This is a genomic window from Flavobacterium fluvii, assembly GCF_900129545.1.
GTDB classification, from domain to species: Bacteria; Bacteroidota; Bacteroidia; order Flavobacteriales; family Flavobacteriaceae; genus Flavobacterium; species Flavobacterium fluvii.
In genome coordinates this window covers 177,374-198,329 of the sequence record NZ_FQWB01000002.1, presented here as the reverse complement: position 1 = coordinate 198,329, position 20,956 = coordinate 177,374, and the positions used below count along the sequence as shown (strand labels likewise).

At 38.4% G+C, this 20,956-nt stretch carries 9 protein-coding genes; all 9 read left to right on the top strand.

What is annotated here, in order from left to right; translation table 11 throughout:
• The first annotated feature begins 18 nt into the window (after positions 1-18).
• The 9 genes from BUC16_RS06500 (at position 19) to BUC16_RS06460 (ending at position 20,650) form a co-directional block, all read left to right on the top strand.
• Positions 19-1,143: a glycoside hydrolase family 88/105 protein gene (locus BUC16_RS06500; RefSeq protein WP_073369078.1), complete on the top strand. Its 1,125-nt coding sequence runs from the start codon at positions 19-21 to the stop codon at positions 1,141-1,143.
• Between the two features lie 8 nt (positions 1,144-1,151).
• A complete protein-coding gene (locus BUC16_RS06495) occupies positions 1,152-2,120 on the top strand; it encodes a polysaccharide deacetylase family protein (protein ID WP_073369076.1) in 969 nt (322 codons plus the stop codon).
• 31 nt (positions 2,121-2,151) lie between these two features.
• Positions 2,152-2,862, top strand: coding sequence for a rhamnogalacturonan acetylesterase (locus BUC16_RS06490; protein WP_073369074.1), 711 nt, complete (start codon positions 2,152-2,154; stop codon positions 2,860-2,862).
• Between the two features lie 90 nt (positions 2,863-2,952).
• Positions 2,953-5,919: a glycoside hydrolase family 2 protein gene (locus BUC16_RS06485; RefSeq protein WP_073369072.1), complete on the top strand. Its 2,967-nt coding sequence runs from the start codon at positions 2,953-2,955 to the stop codon at positions 5,917-5,919.
• Positions 5,903-7,708, top strand: coding sequence for a prolyl oligopeptidase family serine peptidase (locus tag BUC16_RS06480; RefSeq protein WP_073369070.1), 1,806 nt, complete (start codon positions 5,903-5,905; stop codon positions 7,706-7,708). Before BUC16_RS06485 ends, BUC16_RS06480 begins: the two co-directional genes overlap by 17 nt.
• 155 nt (positions 7,709-7,863) lie before the next feature.
• Positions 7,864-8,892, top strand: coding sequence for an arabinan endo-1,5-alpha-L-arabinosidase (locus BUC16_RS06475; protein ID WP_073369068.1), 1,029 nt, complete (start codon positions 7,864-7,866; stop codon positions 8,890-8,892).
• Between the two features lie 342 nt (positions 8,893-9,234).
• Positions 9,235-13,200: a hybrid sensor histidine kinase/response regulator transcription factor gene (locus BUC16_RS06470; protein WP_073369066.1), complete on the top strand. Its 3,966-nt coding sequence runs from the start codon at positions 9,235-9,237 to the stop codon at positions 13,198-13,200.
• 152 nt (positions 13,201-13,352) lie between these two features.
• Positions 13,353-18,032, top strand: coding sequence for a T9SS type A sorting domain-containing protein (locus BUC16_RS06465; RefSeq protein WP_073369063.1), 4,680 nt, complete (start codon positions 13,353-13,355; stop codon positions 18,030-18,032).
• Positions 18,033-18,148: 116 nt separating this feature from the next.
• Complete coding sequence (locus tag BUC16_RS06460; RefSeq protein ID WP_244534345.1) at positions 18,149-20,650, top strand: pectate lyase family protein; 2,502 nt, start codon at positions 18,149-18,151, stop codon at positions 20,648-20,650.
• Positions 20,651-20,956: the final 306 nt, after the last annotated feature.

Genomic DNA, 20,956 nt, shown 5'->3' with positions numbered 1-20,956 from the left:
CCTTTACGAATACCTAAAATGAGAAAGCTACTTTTATTTTTCGCGATTTGCTTTTTATACACTAGCACTACAAGCGCCCAGGAATTATTTGACAAAAAATTAGTTCTAAAACAAATGATGCTTGCCAACGATTATTTTATGCAAAAATGGCCGGAAGTGGGCAAAACAATCGTCACCAACAAAGAACGTCCCAGCAATATTTGGACACGCGGCGTGTATTATGAAGGATTAATGGCATTGTATGAAATATACCCTAAAGAGGCCTATTATAACTATGCTTATGATTGGTCTGAATTTCACAAATGGGGATTTAGAAACGGAAGTGCAAACCGCAATGCCGATGATTATTGTGCGGCACAAACTTATATCGATTTGTACAATTTAGAACCGGATGCCAAAAAATTAAAAAGCACAAGAGCAACAGTTAACATGTTGCTGAATACACCGCAAGTTGACGATTGGTCTTGGATTGACGCCATCCAAATGGGAATGCCGGTTTTTGCAAAATTGGGTGTACTCGAAAAAGACAATCGTTATTACGAAAAAATGTACCAAATGTACATGTATTCCAGAAACAATCATGGCGATCATGGACTTTATAACCCAAAAGATGGTTTGTGGTGGCGTGATGCCGATTTTGATCCACCATACAAAGAACCAAACGGAGAAGATTGTTATTGGAGTCGTGGGAATGGCTGGGTAATTGCGGCTTTGGCCAAAGTATTGACCATAATTCCAGCAAATGCACCTCATAGAGAGCAATATGTTAAAGATTTGAAAGCGATGGCAGCAGCATTGGTACCAATTCAAAGAGCCGATGGCTTTTGGAATGTGAGTTTGCACGACCCGACTAATTTTGGCGAAAAAGAAGCCTCTGGTACAGCTTTGTTTGTTTACGGAATGGCGTATGGCGTTAACAGTGGAATCTTGAAAAAAGAAACCTATTTGCCTATAATACAAAAAGCTTGGAATGCCCTGACAAAAGAAAGCTTGCACGACAATGGATTTTTAGGCTACCTGCAATCCACAGGTAAAGAACCAAAAGACGGACAACCATTGACTTACGACAAAATTCCTGATTTTGAAGATTACGGACTCGGTTGTTTCCTATTGGCTGGTTCCGAAGTTTATAAAATAAAATAATCCATAAAATGAAATACAAACTTTGGCCGTTTTTGGTTTGTGTATTGGTTTTCAGCTTTGCATCAGCTCAAACTTCTGCTCCCCTTTTTTCGGTTGCAAAATACAAATCAGACAAACAATGCGCCATTAGTTATACTTTTGACGATGGACTTAAAGAACATTTCACCTTGGTATTGCCAAAGTTTGAAAAATTAGGTTTTAAAGCCACTTTTTGGATAAATGGCAACACTATCAATCAAGGTGAATTAGGACTCCAGTGGGAAAAACCTCGCGCAACTTGGAGTCAATTAAAAACAATGGGCGACCATGGTCACGAAATATCAAACCATGGTTGGACTCATAAAAAATTAACGCTTTGCACTCCGGAAGAGTTGCTTTTTGAAATAGTGCACAATGACAGTGTTATTGAAAAGAAAATAGGAAAGAGACCCACAACCTTTGGTTATCCCAACAACAGCAGAAATAGCGAGATAATTAAAATAGTGTCTAAAAACCGTGTAGGAACTCGTACAAGCGAATTTCAAATGGGAAGTAAATCCACTCCTGAAAGTCTATCGGATAAATTGGAGTCGATTCTGAAAAATGGTGATTGGTGCGTAACCATGATTCACGGAATTACGAATGGCTATGATGCCTTCAAAAACGAATCTATTCTATGGAATCATTTGGAAAAAGTCAAAAGTCTGGAAGATAAAATTTGGGTTGCAACATTCCAAGATGTCTCGGCTTATACTGCCGAACAACAAAACATCAAACTTGAAATTCAAGAAAACGGAAAGAAATGGAAAGTAGTTCCCCTTCTCACTTTAGAAAAAAGCCTTTTCAATATTCCAATGACGATGGTTGTGAATAAAGGACAAATAACGAAATTAAAAGCCAAACAAAAAGGCAAATTATTGCCTTCCAAAATTTCAAACGATAAAGCATTATTTGACTTTGACCCAAATGGAGGCGAGATAACCGTTTTAATCGATTGATTCCGTGTTTAGTTTATAAAATAACAATTAGATGAATAAAATAAAGATTATACTGGCCTTGTTGGTTATTGCCGGAATTTCCACTTCTTTCAAAGGTGCTGACAAAGTAAATATTTGGTTGGTTGGTGACTCGACAATGGCAGCCAAAAAAGCAGAAAGGAAGCCGGAATCTGGTTGGGGTGTTGAATTGTCCGATTATGTTACGGGAAAAGCCAAGGTTCATAATCATGCAGCCAGTGGAAGAAGTACCAAAAGTTTTGTGGACGAAGGCAGATGGAAAACAGTAAAAGACAGTTTAAAAAAAGGAGATTATGTAGTAATTCAGTTTGGCCATAATGACGAAAAACCCGAACCCAAACTTCATACCGATGCGCAAACTTCCTTCAAGGATAATTTGAGAAATTTTGTTCGCGAAACCAGGGATAAAGGTGGTATTCCAATCATTTGTTCTTCCATCGTCCGACGCCACTTTGATGAAAAAGGTAATTTGGTAGATTCCCATGGAGAATATATTGAGGCGGCAGAAGAAGTAGCCAGGGAAACCAATACTTTTTATGTTGACATGGAAAAAGAAACCAGGCAATTAGTGATAAAATTAGGAATGGAAAAATCCAAAGAGTTGTACAATTATGGAAAAAAAGACGACACACACCTTAATCACTACGGTGCTGGAATTGTGGCAGGTCTGTTTGTAAAGGAAATTAAATACCAACAGTTGGAATTGGCAAAACTTTTTAAATAATATATTTACCGCCTATTAAAATTATAGGCACATCAAACCATATAGAATGTTTGCTGTTTCTGTATCAGAAATTTATAAAATAAAACAATCATGAAAAAAGCACTCTTGTTTTTTGCTTTACTACTTATCAATTCCACTATATTCTCTCAAGAATTTAAAAGGGAAAAATACAATTTCAACGCCGATTGGAAACTAAAAACAGGAGATCTCGAAAAAGCGGAATCTCCTGTTTTCGATGATGCCGCTTGGAGAAAAGTAACCCTTCCGCACGCCTTCAACCAAGAAGAAGCTTTTGAAAAAGATATAGTCGAATTGACCACTGGCATTGTTTGGTATCGAAAAAAGTTCAAACTCCCAAAAGGAATCAAGGACAAGAAGGTTTTCCTGGAATTTGAAGGCATTCGCCAAGGCGGTGTTATTTATGTCAATGGACAAAAAGTGGGATTGCATGAAAATGGGGTAATGGCTTTTGGTCTTGACATTTCAAACATCATCAAACCTTTTCCAGAAGAAAATACCGTTGCGCTTCGAATAGACAACGATTGGAAATACCGACAACTGGAAACCAATTCAACCTATCAATGGAACAACAATAATTTCAACGCCAATTATGGTGGTATTCCAAAAAATGTTTACTTGCACATTACCGACAAATTATACCAAACCCTCCCACTCTATTCCAATCTGAAAACCACGGGAGTTTATGTCTATGCTTCCAATATTGACATCAAAGCAGAAAGTGCCACCATCAATGCCGAAACAGAAGTTCACAATGAATATAAATCTGCCAAAACGGTGGAATACAATGTTATTGTTGAAGATCTCGACGGAAAACAAATCGCTGCTTTCTCGGGAGAAAAAACCACGATTCAACCCAATGAAACCAAAATTATGAAAGCCAATAGTTTGGTTAAAGACTTGCATTTTTGGAGTTGGGGTTACGGTTATTTATATACCGTGAAAACAATTTTGAAAGTAAACGAAAAAATCATTGACGAAGTTTCCACCAAAACAGGCTTTAGAAAAACCGAGTTCAAAAACGGGGAAATTTGGCTCAACGATCGCGTGATTCAAGTAAAAGGTTATGCTCAAAGAACCAGCAACGAATGGCCGGCTATCGGAATGTCGGTTCCTGCTTGGTTGAGTGATTTCAGTAATAAATTAATTGTGGAAGGCAACGGAAATTTGGTGCGTTGGATGCACGTAACGCCTTGGAAACAAGACGTGGAATCCTGCGACCGAGTTGGACTAATGCAAGCAATGCCGGCCGGTGATGCCGAAAAAGATGCGAAAGGCGAACAATGGAACCATCGCATCAACCTGATGCGCGATGCCATCATTTACAACCGAAACAATCCGAGCATTATTTTTTACGAATGTGGGAATGAATCCATCAGCGAGGAACACATGCTCGAAATGAAAACCATCCGAAACACGTTCGATCCTTTTGGCGGACGTGCCATCGGTTCTCGTGAAATGCTCGACAGCAAAGAAGCAGAATATGGTGGAGAAATGTTGTATATCAACAAAAGTGCCCAAAAACCATTGTGGGCAACCGAATATTCTCGAGACGAAGGCTTGCGCAAATATTGGGACGAATTCTCCCCTCCTTTTCACAAAGAAGGTGCGGGGCCTTTGTATCGAGACCAACCCGCAGAAGATTACAACCACAATCAAGACGAACACGCCATTGAAGATGTGGAGCGTTGGCATGATTATTTCAGGGAAAGACCCGGCACCGGAAAAAGGGTAAATTCAGGTGGCGTAAACATTATTTTTTCGGATTCCAACACCCATCACCGTGGCGAATCGAATTATAGAACCAGTGGCGAAGTCGATGCGATGCGCATTCCGAAAGACGGTTTTTGGGCGCATCAAGTGATGTGGGACGGTTGGGTCGATATCGAAAAACACCGCACGCACATTTTGGGGCATTGGAACTATGCAGATGCCGTCGTGAAAAACATTTATGTGGTTTCTACAGCTGCCAAAGTCGAACTTTTTGTAAACGGAATTTCTCAAGGTTTTGGAAAACAGAGCCACCAGTTTCTGTTTACTTTTGACAATATCGCTTGGAAATCTGGAACAATCAAGGCTATTGGTTATGATGAAAAAGGAACTATTCTAAGCGAGGATTACAAAAAAACTGTCGGAGCTCCCGCTACAATCAAACTGAAATTGAATACGCAACCCAAAGGATTTTTGGCAGATGGAGCCGATGTAGCCCTGATAGATGTTGAAGTATTGGACAAAAACGGAGACCGTTGTCCTCTCAGCAACGACATGATTAGCTTTGTAGTTGATGGCCCGTCAACTTGGTTGGGAGGCATTGCACAAGGCCCCAACAATTATATCCTTTCCAAAAATATTCCTGTCGAAAATGGCATCAATCGAGTGATGTTGCAATCTTTGACAAAAGCGGGTAAAATAAAAATTACGGCAACTGCCAAAGGCTTGCAACCAGCCGAATTAACTTTTGATAGTCAAGCCGTAAAAGTGGAGAACGGGCTTTCAAAATTATTGCCGGGAATCGATTTGGCTTCCAATTTAGACAGAGGTGCAACACCAAAAACGCCTTCTTATACCCTAAAAAGAAATCCAGTTTCAATAGTAAATGCAAGTTCTCCATCCAATGCAAATGACGTCTACAAAAGTTATGACGACAACGAATTGACCGAATGGAGAAATGACGGTAAAAGCAGTAGCGCTTTCATAACCTACACGCTGTCAAAACCCTCAATGGTAAATGAATGTGTGGTTAAATTAACCGGTTGGAGGTCAAAAAGCTATCCAATTCGTATTTTAGCAGACGGAAAAGAAGTGTATAAAGGAAATACGGCCCAAAGTTTAGGCTACATTACCATTCCATTGGAACCCGTTCTTGCCCAAAACATCAAAATAGAATTGATTGGAGCCAATACCGAAAAAGACGGCTTCAGCAATATTGTTGAAGTAGAAGCAACCAAGGATTTAGATTTATTTAAAGATAAAACAGCCGTAGATGCCAAAGGGCAATTGCGCATAGTAGAAATAGAATTTTATGAAAAAATCAACTAATCAAATTAAGCTTGTAGTAGCATTTTTGACATTGGGAATGAGCATTCCCGCTTTTTCGCAAAACAAGGAAAGTATTCCGTTGTGGGACAAAATCCCCGGTGAAATTCAATCCGCAGCCTATGTCGAGAAAACAGAATTGGACAAAAACGGCATTCTTAGCGGCGTTCGGTATGTAAGTCAACCCACGCTTACGGTCTATTTGGCAGATCCAAAAAAATCAAACGGAACAGCCGTTATCATCTGTCCCGGTGGTGGCTACGGTATGTTGGCCATCAACAAGGAAGGCTATAAAGTAGCCGAATGGTTGAATAATTTGGGCATCAACGCCTTTGTGTTAAAAAACAGGTTGCCGAGCGATTTGATCATGAAAGACAAAAACATCGGACCATTGCAAGATGCCCAAGAAGCCATCCGATTGGTGCGCCGTAATGCCCAGAAATGGAACTTGAATCCGAACAAAATAGGTATTATGGGCTTTTCGGCTGGAGGACATTTGGCTTCCACTTTGTCCACCCATTACAATGACAAAGTGTATGATTCCAAAGACAATGGCAGTGCCAAACCTGATTTTTCCATTTTAATTTACCCCGTGATTTCCATGGAAACGGGCATCACGCACGAAGGTTCAAAAATTAATTTAATAGGAAAAAATGCGGCTCCAGAACTCATCGATAAATACTCGAATGAAAAGCAAGTTACGGCTGAAACGCCTAAGACCTTCTTGGTTCACGCCACGGACGACAAAGCGGTTCCTGTTGAAAACAGCATCAATTATTACCTTGCTTTAAAAAACCAAAAAGTTCCTGTCGAAATGCACCTGTATCAAAGTGGCGGACACGGTTTTGGTTTAGGAGTCAAAGGAACCAACCAATTTTGGCCAACCGCCTGCGAAAAATGGCTGGTAGCCAATAATTTCACCTTGAAACCCGATGGCTACGTGTTTACTTATTTCAAGGGCAATGGCGAAGACGGTTTGCATTTGGCTTACAGCGAAGACGGTTATAAATGGGAAACTTTAAAAAACGACACTTCCTTTTTGACTCCAGAAGTTGGCAAGGACAAATTAATGCGTGATCCTTGCGTCATCAAAGGCGGCGACGGTTTGTATCACATGGTTTGGACAGATAGCTGGACAGACAACGGCATTGGTTATGCTTCTTCCAAAGACCTAATTCACTGGTCTAAACAAGAATTTTTACCCGTGATGGCACACGAAGCAAAATCAAGAAATACTTGGGCTCCCGAAATAACGTATGACGAAAATTCAAAAAAATACATGATTTATTGGGCATCCACGATTGAAGGTGAATTTCTGGAAACACAATCCACTGAAGAAAAAGGATACAACCACAGGATTTATTACACCACCACCAAAGATTTCAAGAAATTCAAAAAAACGAAATTACTTTATGAACCCGGTTTTAATGTAATCGACGCTTCCATCGTAAAAGATGAAAAAGGATACACCATGTTCTTGAAGGACGAAACAAAAGTACCGGTCCAAAAAAACTTGAAAATAGCCACCAGCAAAAACCTTAAAGGTCCGTACTCCAAAGCAAGCGAACCAATCACGGGCAAGTATTGGGCTGAAGGTCCAACTGCAACCCAAATAAATGGCGAATGGGTGGTTTATTTTGATAAATATACCCAGAAAAAATATGGTGCCGTAAAACAAACTGCCAAGGGCTGGGAAGATATCTCGGAGCAAGTCAGTTTTCCTCAAGGAACACGTCATGGAACCGTGATAAAGGTTTCGGCTGATATTATTGAGGCCTTGAAAAAGGAATAAGTTCTAACAATTTTAGACCTAATTCCAATGTCGTTTCTCTAAGAATTCACTCGTCACTTCGAGTGATTTTGAATCGTAATGCGACAGCATTTTTAATAAAACACTCGAACTGACGAAACTACATTAATACAAATTCTGATTCAACTCCAAATCCAATGAAAAAAAATAGTTTTACGTTGCTGATTTTATTATTTTCAATAGTTTCTTGGTCACAGCAAGTTTCCCAAGACACCATTGAAAACAATGGTTTGAAAGGGGATTTAAAAGTGCACGATCCCGTAATGATTAAAGGCGGAGATTGGTATTATGTTTTTGGCACGGGACTTTCTTCCAAAAAATCAACCGACAAAATCAATTGGGTAAATGACCATGGCGTTTTTCCCAAAGGAGAAGTGCTGGATTGGTGGAAAAAAGACATTCCAGAACAAAAAGGAGTTCTTTGGGCGCCAGACATCCATTTTCGTGACGGGAAATATCATTTGTATTATTCGGTTTCGGCTTGGATGAATTTTAATTCAAGCATTGGCTATGCCACCAATGTAACTTTAGACAAATCAAATCCAAACTATAAATGGGAAGATCAGGGTGCCGTTATTAGTTTCAAAAACGGAGGAGAAGGCGTAAACGTGATTGACCCCAATGTATTCGTGAACAAAGACGGTCGAGTATGGCTATTGTACGGTTCCTACCAAAGTGGGTTGAGAATGGTCGAACTGAACCCAAAAACCGGAAAATTATTGGACGAAAATCCAAAGTTGATAAAACTGACTTCCCACTTGGGCGAAGGCGTCTTCTTGATTAAAGGTCCTGATTATTATTACATTTTTGCCTCAAGGGGAATCTGTTGCAAAGGCATCAACAGCAATTACCAAATCGTTATGGGAAGATCCAAAAACATTGAAGGTCCTTACCTCAATAAAGAAGGCGAAAGTTGGGTTGATGATAAATATTCCCTTTTCTTGGCTGGCGACGACAAAGAACCTGGTCGTGGCCATAACGGAATTTTCACCGAAAAAGACACCACTTACATCGTTTATCACGCTTATACTCGTTCTGTCGATGGAAAATCTTTGCTAAACATAAAACCTTTGTACCTCACAAAAGACGGTTGGCCATCCATCGAAGCAACCAGCGAACTCTTTAAAATGGATGCTTTCGAAAAAAAGGGTTTTAAAGGGAAATAGAGAATAAATAATTATTTTATCTTCCATTAAATCGATTATTGGAAAACCAATTCATTCGAAAAAGAATTACTTTTATCCAACGATACTTGAATTTTTCAATTTTTCTGGAGAAGCATTTTTCATGGCTTCTTTTTATTTACTTTTGCTCAAACCAATGTTACTTTTATGTACCGAAGCTATAGACAAATAACTTTCAAGTTCACTAGTCTTGTTAGTGTATTTCTCTTATTCACTCCCTTACTTTTTTCTCAAACGGCATATCATCCAGAGAACATTAATCCTTTTAATGAATCTTGGAGGTGGAATAATTTTCCGGAAATTGAAAGTGACGGATTAAGATGTATGGCACAAACTAAAAATGGAAAGTTTTTATTTGGAGCCAATCATGGAGTACTATCCTACGATGGTATCAGCTGGAAATATATAGACTCCACTTTTAGCAACAAAACCGTAAACAACCTCTTTGCAGATTACAAACAAGATATTTATGCAAGTACCGATAATGGATTGTTTTGTCATTCCGCTAACGGTTGGAATAAAATATTTCCTAAAAAAATTATTTCCAAAATAGCTAAATTATACAAAGTAGGCGTCATCCGTGAATTAAGTGATGGCAGCATCTTAATAAGCACCGGAAAAACTTTTTATAGTGGACTTTTGCATCTGAAAAAAGGAAAAATCACTTTCTACAGTTCTAAAAGCACCATAAAATCATTAAAAGAAAAAAACGCAGACTTCGCATTAAGAACAGTGTCTGAAGAATTGATCAATGACAAAGGTTTTTATGTTGAAGATTTTTTTATTGATTCAGATCAAACAATATGGGGAGTTGCCGCTCCTGAAAACAAGCCTATCAAAATTTTCCATTTCAAATATGACCCCGTATCCAGCAAGATTACAACATTGGCTGTTTACGATCAAAATGATGGAATCCATAATGCCTACCGCAATAAAATAGCTAGAATTGGCAAAGAAATATGGGTAGTCAATGGGGTTCACGATGTAGGAATCAATGTTTTCAATGGAAAAAATTGGCGCTATGTTGAACCCGACAAAAGAGTTTGTGACGACTTTTTGCACACTTCAATCCTAAGAACCAAAGACGGAACAATCTGGATTGGAGGCTTGGGAGTAATTTATTCGATCAAGAACGGGAAATGGGAAAGCTATAAAAATCCTGAATTTTCTCTTCCCAATGCAAGGATTGAACTGTTTGAAGACAACAAAGGCTTCCTGTGGGTACTGGCAAAACAAAAAGCATTATTCCGAATTGACTATTCTTCAAACGAATGGAAAACCTATAAAAATCTAAATTTTCAATGCCAAACAAAGGATGGAGTAAAATATTTTCTTTCATTCGAAGGGAGAGTCGTTGTAAACAATAAGGGAAAATGGTATTCGTTGGGTGTTGAAAATGGTCTTCCATCCCAACCTGTAAAAGTATTTTTAACCCGAAATAAACAATTATGGGTTGTTGGCAGTCACAATAAAACTGCTGCCATTGCCAATTGCATAGAAGGAAAATGGACAATGAATCTTTACCCCAATTTATCGTGGGGAATTGACTACCGCTCTGCTTTCGAAGACAGATCCGGTAATGTCTGGTTTGGAGCTGCTGTTGACATTCGTGTTGAAAAAGGTGAAAAAGCTGGTGTGCTATGCTACCAATTTCATGATGGCACCTATAAAGTAGTTCATTATCCTGCAAGTCAAAGTACGGAAATGTATAATGCTTATGGTATTGGTCAGTCAAAAGATGGACGTATTTGGGTTGGAGGAAGCCACTTAGCATCATTTGATGGACATCAATGGAAACGATACGACAAACCCGTAGAACAGTTTCAATATCAGGAATACATCAGTACTTTACCCAACGGAAAAATGTGGATTGGATCACGCTATTATGGCGTATTTAGTTTTGATGGACGCCAATGGCAAAATTATAACAGGGAAAATGGATTGCTTAGCAATGCCATCATAAGTATTTTGCCTATAAATAATAAAAATATTTGGGTAGCCACAGACAAGGGTTTTTGCAGGTATGATGGTGTAAATTGGGCTAACAGTGTTTTTTCAGGACAAATGACTTTTACAAGAGAGGGAGGCGAACTTTTTTTAGATTTGAATGGATCTTTATGGGTCAATAAATCCGTGCGGGAATGGAAAAGAAGAACATTAACCAACAACCTATTGGGCAATGATGTAAAACAGAATTTCTTTTCTTACAACTACAAACCAGATCACAACTTACCGGAAACCAACATAATAACAAAACCCAATACAATTCCGTATTTGAGCAGCATCGTGATTGATTGGTCCGGCAAAGATTATTTCAATACTACTCCAACAGAAAGACTTTCCTACTCCTACCGTTTGAATAATGGAGCATGGTCTCCGTTTCTGGAAAAAAACTATTTCACTTATTACGGACTGACCGACGGCAAATACACCTTTGAAGTCCGATCCCGAGATTTGGACTTTAATATTGATGATACCCCTGCCAAAATTGAGTTTGTTGTATCGCCTCCTATTTGGAAACAAATCTGGTTCATTTTATTAATTATCCTTTTCATCGTGGTTGTAATAATTTATCAAAAGCGTATCCACAATCGAAATTACCAATTGTCACGATTGAACCAAAAATTGGCCCTGTCGAAAGACAAACTGGAAGTTCAAAAAGAACAAATAGTGGAACAAAACCAACGAGAAATGGAGGGAATGAATGCCAAGATGCGCTTCTTTACCAATATTTCGCATGAATTCCGAACACCACTTACTTTAATTACGGGTAATATTAGCCGCATTCTACAACAATCCACTCAAGAATTCAATACCTCAACAAAGGATGATTTGAATACCATTGAACGAAATTCCAACAGACTTTTGAAGTTAATTAATCAATTAATGGATTTTCGTAAACTGGAATCCGGACAAATGCCTTTGAGAGAAAGTCAAGGTGATGTTGTGGTCTTTCTGGAAGAACTCTATTTTAGTTTTAAGCTTTTTGCCGAAAAACAAAATATTGAATTACTGTTTGATAAAAAGGTTGAAAAAATTGATGCTTGGTTTGATGAGGATAAATTGGAAAAAATAATTATCAATCTTATTTCCAATGCCATAAAATTTTCTCCCGAAGGCGGAAAAGTAAAACTTTCAATTGAACTTGCAGGCACCAATTATAAAATCAAGGTAATGGATACCGGTATCGGAATTGATCCTTCAGAAACCGAAAAGATATTTGAACCATTTTACCAAGCTCCGTCGGGCATAACATTTTCTAACCAAGGAACAGGAATTGGTTTGTCTTTTGTCAAAAACCTGGTTGAGTTGCATTCAGGTTCAATAAAAGTCATACTGATTCAACCTGACAATAATGAAGGTTATCGAACGTGTTTTGAGGTAATACTTCCACTTAAATCTGATTCATTGCAAAAGGATGAAAATAACAATCCACAACTAAACAGTTCTTTACCATCCTTAAATACTATCGCTAATAGCTGTTCAGAAGAAGCAAATAACAAACCTCCCAAATCGAAGAATGAAAAACACAAACCAAGTGTTTTGTTTGTAGATGACAACGAGGAACTGCGCCAGTTTGTCTATCAATCATTAAGTGATGATTTTATGATTACGCTGGCTTCAGACGGAAAAAAAGGACTGGAAAAAGCATTGGAAATCTTGCCGGATTTAATTATCAGCGATGTAATGATGCCTGAAATGAATGGAATTGAGCTATGCAAAGCCATAAAAAATGATGAACTAATCAACCATATTCCCGTAATTTTGTTAACCTCACGTTCAACAGAAGAACACTATCTGGACGGCTATAAATCCGGAGCCGATGATTATCTGCTGAAACCATTTAGCATAACATTGCTTAAAGCTAGAATACTGAATCTAGTCGAGATTCGAAAAACATTGAAAGAGCAATTCAGCAAAAATTTATTGCAACTACCATCAACAAAAATCGAAACCAAAGTTGATTCTGAATTCCTGAAAAAAGTCATTGCCATAATCGAAGCCAACATGAGCGAACCTGATTTTAATGTGGATGTATTAAGTTCTGAAATTGGTTTAAGCAGCAGACATTTGCTAAATAAAATTCAATCTTTAACCGAATTCAAGCCCGTTGAACTCATTCAAAAAATGCGTTTGAAACGAGCTTCAGAACTTTTGATAGAACAAAAACTGACTATTTCAGAAGTGGCATACGAAGTGGGTTTTTCCAGTCCAAGCTATTTTAGCAAGTGTTTTCAAAAACAATACCAGACATCGCCTACAGATTTTATCAACTCTCTTAAATCTTGACACTTCAACCTTAATCGTTCATTTACAATATTTAACACTCTATCATTGGTGCGAATTCCGATTTGTACCAGTCTATTTCCGAAATTTTAATGCATTATTAATGGTTTATTTGGAGGTTTGCAACAATTATTAACCTAACAAAAAACCAACCTATGTTTTACACCCGTTTACGGTATTTATGTGCCAGCAACATTTTTACCAAAATTCGATTTTTAATCTTGTTCCTTTTAATTGGGCTCATATCCCATGCCCAAAGCTACACCTATACTGCCGAAAGTTTTGAGCAATCTGTATGGGCAAGTGCTCCAAATACAAATAACCCTATTGTTTCTTCTACAGGAACTTGGACAGCAGCCAAAAACAATATCCAAAGCACGGGTGTTGTAACCGCAAATTCCGGTACCTATTGTTTGGTTTTGGCTCAAAAAACAAATTCTTTGATCACGCCAATTCTTGACAATGGTGCTGGGGTACTTACATACAATGTAATAAAAACTGGTAGTAGAACCATTACCGTTTCCTCTACAACAGATGCTGTAATTACGGCTGGTACGGTTTGGACAAACATTGATGTTTTTGTAGCCTTAAGTACTTGGTCTGAACGCAAGGTAATTCTTGAAAACCAAAACATCAGGTACATTAAATTTGACACCAATTCAACTGGCGGAACTTATCTAGACGATATTTTAATCACCAGTAATGGTTCTTCAACAATTTCTGTTCAAACCACCGCAGCAGTAGATCTTCAAGATGTATCTGCGGTAGTAGGAGGCACAATTGCCGCTACAGGCGGAGACATTATTACGAGTCGTGGCGTTTGTTATGGCACCACCGGGTATATCGATGTTAACTCATCCAAAGTAGCTGTTTCTGGAACTACTGGTTCCTTTTCTGCAACTTTAAACGGTTTGGCACCAAATACGACTTATTATGCAAAAGCGTATAGCGTGAGTGCAAAAGGCATCAATTATGGACCTCAAATATCATTTGTGACACGTCCAGCTGATCTACTTACTTATTGGACACAACCATTTCAAGATTCGGCGATAATGCCTACAAGTGCAACTGCCATTCCTGAAATTACTTTTAATGTGCCAAATCAAGGTGACTGGACCTATTATGGTTCATTCAAAAACACAAATTCCGCTTATGTTGTAGATGGTTCAGGAAGTAGTTTACGTGTGCCAAAAAATGGCACTTATGTTATCACTCCTCTTTTAAATTCAGGTGTAATTAAACTAACTTTTGACGAAGGACGTGGCGCAAGAGCTCTAACTGTTTATACTTCTCTTGACGGTGGTGCTACTTGGGCTCCTTTTCAAACAATAACCACCATTAGAGGAAACAATTCAGTAACCATTAATAATGCTGTTGTTAACCGTATAAAAATCGCGAATGAATCTGGAAGCGATTCCGATATCGATAATATCTCTATTACAGGTTTTCCATCAGGCACGAAAGCAACTTTAACAACTGTAAACGGTTCTTCAATTCAAAAAAATGCTGCAGTTGCAGGAGGAAATATTACCGCAGCAGGAGACAAAGGTCCTGTTACGGAGCGAGGTGTTTGTTGGAGTACATTAACTTTTCCTTTTACAGCCGACCATAAAGTGGCAAGTGGGTCAGGTTTAGGTTCGTTTACGTGTTCTTTAACAGATTTGCCTGCCGGCAGGACTATTCACATAAGAGCCTATGCCATAACTAATGCTGGTACTGCTTACGGTGATGAGCTTACTTTTAACACATTACCGGCAACAATACCAATTCTTGCAACAACAACTGCATCTCAAATTAAGGGCGAAACAGCCGTAGCAGGTGGAGTTGTTTCCGATAATGGTGGTGCTGCAATTGCTGCAGAAGGTATTTGCTGGAATACAACTGGTAATCCTACAATCGCTGACAGCAAAACAACAGATACCAGTGGCACGGCAACTTTCTCTACTTTGCTTAAAAACCTGACACCAAATACAACTTATTACTATCGTGCCTACGCAACCAACGAGACAACCACTGGTTATGGAGCTGTAGCTACTTTCACAACAACGGCAGTTACACTTCCACAAGTTACCACATTGCCTGTTTCATCTCTTCTTTATTTCAAAGCAAAAGGAAATGGCGAAGTAACCAATGATGGAAATGCTTGGACAACACGAGGAATTTGTTGGAGTTTGACACCAAACCCTACAATTGCAAACAATAAAACGGTTTGTGGTGTAAATGAAGGCACATTTACTGGAGACATGCTTAATTTGGTAGAGTCCACTACCTATTATATTCGCGCTTATGCAATTAATAGCGTGGGTACAGTTTATGGAAACGAAATTACATTTACAACTCCAGCTTCTACTTGGTTATCTGAACCAATTGGATATGGAGAAGGAACAACTGGTGGTGGTACTCCAACTGCTTCAAACACAATAACAGTAACCAATGCAACAGAACTTGAAGCGGCTCTTAAAGGGACTAAATCAGTGATTTTAGTGTTTGGAACGATAACATTAAATGCTCCTATTTCGATTGTATTGAAAAACAAATCTCTTATTGGTTTACCTGGGGCTACAATTTATAATACGGAGAGGCTTATACCTGAAAAAACAGGTAATATATCTTTAGGGGCTGGTTCACATAATGTTATCATTCGTAATATTCTTTTTAAGGGAGCAGGTGCTTATGATGTTGATGGCAATGACTTAATTAGTAATTATGGTTGTACCAAACTTTGGGTTGATCACTGTGAATTTCAAGATGGTGTTGATGACAGTTTTGACAACACTGGTTCAGCTGATGATGTTACTATTTCTTGGTGTAAATTTTCTAATTTAATTCCTTATAAATCTGGAGGTCCAGGTGGGTCTAGCGACCACCGTTTTGCGAATCTTATTGGAGGTGGAGACGAAGCTTTCCCGGCTGATGGACATTATAGTGTCACTTTCCAAAATGTTTATTACGGTGCTGGTATCGTAGCCCGTATGGCTCGTGCCCGTAATGCTGATGTACACTATTTAAACTCATATTGGAACAGTCCGGTGGCAAGCGATAATATTGGTTTTACAGGCGGCGTTAATGGTTCGACTTTATATTTAGAAAGTTCTGTATTCAGTGGTGTTGGAGATGCTGTTCAATTGGATGGACCTCAACCTCAGTCAGTTTTGTTTTATGACACCACTTATGGCGGATTGCCTTTAACTAAACCGAACTATGGCGACGCGGTTGATGCAGGACTTGCAACTCCTCCTACATACGATTACAAACCAATGAATAGAACAGATGTGGTTGCTGCTGTTTCAAGTACATCTTGTGGTGCAGGTGCTACATTACTTGTATCTGCTGAGGGTATAATAACTAGTAATTGTACTCCAAGTCCAATTCTTACCAGCACTGCAAATACTATTCAAGATGTTTTTACTGGTAATGCAATAACAACCATAACCTATATTTGGGGTGGTACTGCAACAGGCGCTTCTGTATCAGGATTACCTGCAGGATTAACAAGTGTAGTGAATCCAACCAACAAAACACTTATAATCAGTGGCACGCCTACAGTGGATGGAACTTACACTGTTGCCACAACTGGTGGAACAGCTGGAGTAACTTCAAAACAAGGTACAATTACAATAACTTCTATTCCTCCTCCAACAGTTACCACTCCAGCGAACAAAAGCCAAACAGTTGTAGTTGGTACGGCTATCGATCCAATTGTTTACACTTGGGGTGGTGGAGCTACAGATCTTAATGTTACTGCACTTCCTTCAGGAATCACTTCTGCTAAAGATTCTGGAAACAAGACACTTACTCTAAGTGGCATTCCTACTGCATTGTCAACTTATACGGTTACAACTGTTGGCGGCACAGGCGTTTCAGTTTCAGTTAGTGGAACCATTAAACTTAAGGCTACAGCTATTGTTCCTAAAGTTGCTTACGTGACCAATAGTTCATCAATATCATACGTAAACGATTCGAAAATATTCCCTGCGCTTAATTCAAATATTTATATGGATGTGACTGAAGTGAGTACAGCAACTGTAAAACCTGCCGGTTTTTATGATGCCTATGATTTAGTGATATTCAGTGAAGTGTCTGGATCTACTGATGCAGGTATAGCACAATTAAAAGGATTGAACAAACCATTTATCATGATGAAGGTACATTCTTATAAAATGGATGCTGCTGCATGGAGTTGGGCAAGTTCAGGTTATGGCCAGGAAGCATATGAAACAAACCTTGTTGTTGCCAATAAAACACATCCAATGTTCAAAGATGTTACTTGGATTAACGGAAATGAAGTTCAAGTTTTATCTGCTGTGGATGGTGCCAAAGGAATTACCTATATGAATCCAGCGTCTTTCAATAGCGTTTCTGGTGGTATAATCACGTCATTAGCTAGTGTAAAAGGTTTTTCTTCCAATGTAAGTATTTTTGAAGTTCCTGCTGGCACAAACATATCGGGCACATTAATTCCCCAGAAATTTATTCAAATAGGACTAAATAGTGCATCTTATGCAAATGTTACAGATGACGGAGTTTCTATTGTCAAAAACGCAGCTTATTATTTACTTAATGTGACTTTGGGTATTAATAATCCAGTTGATAAGAAAACCGATGAAATTCAACTATATCCGACATTGGCCAAAGATGTGGTTTACATTAAGTCGGCAGAATCTGAAATCAAGTCTGTTCAAATTTATTCAATGGATGGCCGTCAGTTAGAAAACCTAACAATTAACGATCTGTCTGCGGAATTAAACCTTAGCGGATTTAAAAATGGAATGTATCTCGTCCTTATCAAAACAGCTAATGGAGAAACCATTAGAAAAGTACTCGTTACAAAATAATTAAATACTAAATAATCCAATCGGGAGTAGCACAAGAATATATATTCTATGATGGCTACTCCCGATTGGATTCTAAAAAAAACAGTGAATCAATTATGAAAAAAATTTTACTCTGTATGACTCTTTTATTTGCTTCGGTGAATATTTGGTCGCAAGTAACCATTACCGAAACGACTGCTTGGCTAGAATCAGCATCAGTTAAATGGACACCTTTTGCCGGAGCTGACAGTTACAATGTTTATTACACTGGCGGTGGTCAAACCGATAAAAAAATTGACACCCAACTGATCCGCAGCTATGGTACTTATTTTCGTGCCGATGTTTTAGGTCTTGCTGCTGGAAGCTATACATTGAAAATTGTTCCAGTAATTAGTGGTACAGAAAGTATTGCAAATGCTGCAATTACAGGATTACTTACTGTAAAATCTCACAACAGAGAAGGTTTTGCCTTTGCCAACGGCATTATCCCTGGCGCATACAATATGGATGGCACTCCAAAAACAGGGGCAAAAATCATTTACATTACAGGTGCTACAGCAAATACAGTGGCTGGTACGGTATTAGACAATAATGGCACTGCTGTTCCAGCGACAGGTTTGGTGAATATTTTATCAGCTCGTGGTGCAGGTTATGATAAAACGCCTTTAATTATTCGTCTGATTGGAACTCTTAGAGACAATGAGGTTACTGGATTAAATGCAGGGAACTTTCTTGACTTTCGTGGATCTAACGCTACAACAAGAAAAACGGAGAATATTACATTCGAAGGTGTAGGCGAAGATGCTTTCGTTTATGGATATGGATTTGGTTTAAAACGTTCTGGCGGGATTGAAATTAGAAACGTTGGTATAACTATGTTTGGCGATGATGCTATAGGTATGGATGGAGATAATTCTAATATCTGGGTTCATAATAACGATTTCTTTTATGGAAAACCAGGAAGTGACGCCGATCAGGTTAAAGGAGATGGAACTATTGACATGAAAGCGAATTCATCAGATATTACTATTTCGTACAATCACTTTTGGGATTCAGGCAAGGCAATGGGCTGTGGCGGAGCGACTGGCGAAACATCCAACCTAAAAATAACTTTCCATCACAACTGGTTCGACCATATCGATTCAAGAGCACCGCGTTTGCATTATATCACGGCACACGTTTACAACAACTATTACGATGGTGTTTCTGTATATTCTATTGGGAACACTACTGAAACTTCTGCTTTTATAGAAGGAAATTACTTCCGTAACAGCGATCGTCCAATGATGATTTCAGGACAGGGAACAGATAAGTATGATACCGCAACTGGTAGTTATTCGCTAAAAGGTACTTTCTCTGGTCAGGCAGGCGGAATGACAAAAGCGTACAACAACAAGTTTGACAATTCTGATAAATTAGTTTATCATACTGCGAATCCGACTCAGTTTGATGCCTATCTTGCCAATACTAGAAATGAAATTGTTCCTCCTACTGTAGTATCCTTTAATGGGGCTTGGCCATACAATAATTTTGACACGGACCCAACAATGTATATTTCTAATCCAGACTCTCCTGATGATGCAAAAGCTAATGCAATTGCATACGCAGGAAGAATAAACAAAGGGGATTTCAAATGGACTTTTGACAATTCAGTAGATGATAATGATCACGAGGTAAACCTGCCATTGAAAGCGGCTATTCTTGCATATCAATCAGCATTGGTTTCAGTTCAGGGAGAAGCATCTTTAAGTGCTCACACCCTAAGTACTCCAGCTAACAAAAATCAATCAGTGCCAACTGCTACTGCAATCAATGCTATTGTTTTCAGCTTTGGTGGAGATGCCATAAATGCTGCAGCAACTGATTTGCCTGCAGGTCTTACTGCTACGGCCGATACTACAGCAAAAACACTTACTATTACTGGAACACCTACAGCAACTGGAACTTATACAATTACAACTGTTGGAAATGGCACAGCAATTACACAATCAGGAGCCATTACACTTACAAGCAGTTCTCTTAGTGACGAAATACATAATTTTGATTCAGGAACAGCTAACTCATTTTACAACATCACTCCTTTGACAGGTTCGCTTTCTACTTCGAAAGGAACAGTTATTTATAAAAGTTTAATAATAAAACAGTGTATAAAAACAGGTTCAGGAACTGTTATTACATACACAACCACACAACCAAGTACATTAACTTTGCTTGTTGCAACTGCAGGAAGCACTATCAAAGTTGACAATGTGCTTTATACTGCTGTGGCTGCAGTTGCACCTGAAACAGGAGGAGTAATTACTGTTAGTCTTCTTGCTGGTAGTCATACCATTGCTAAAGGAAGTGCAGAAAACGCCTTGTTCTATATGAAAACTTCGTATGGCACATTAGGCATAGAAGAAAACAATCAAGCTCCGAAATTCACTTTGTATCCAAATCCGGTAACAAACACCATATTCCTATCTTCCTTTAACCAGAAAATAGAAAAAGTAGAGATTTACAATATGACCGGTACATTGGTTAAAAGCATAGGAAAAGAGGTAGAAGCTATCGATGTGAGTAATCTAAGTCTTGGAATTTATTTGGTAAAAGTGACTACAGATCAAGGCACATCTACCCAAAGAATTATTAAACAATAAATTTGGATAAAACCATAAATAAAGAATCCCGCTTAAAACAATTTAACTACAATCCCCTTCTCGATTATAATTGAGAGGGGATTATTAATTCATTAAAATTTTTCAAGACTATATATTACTAATTTTGAATTCACTTATTATTCTTTCCAATCTGTCATAAAATTTTATAGCCGTACTTAATCTTTAATTTTGAATAAAAAAAATAGATGTAGTTTACTTATTTAGCTTGTAGATTGTTATCCCGTTTCTGGGAACAGAATGCAATTCCAGCTATCCAAACCGACAGAATTTATTGTCTTACAGAGT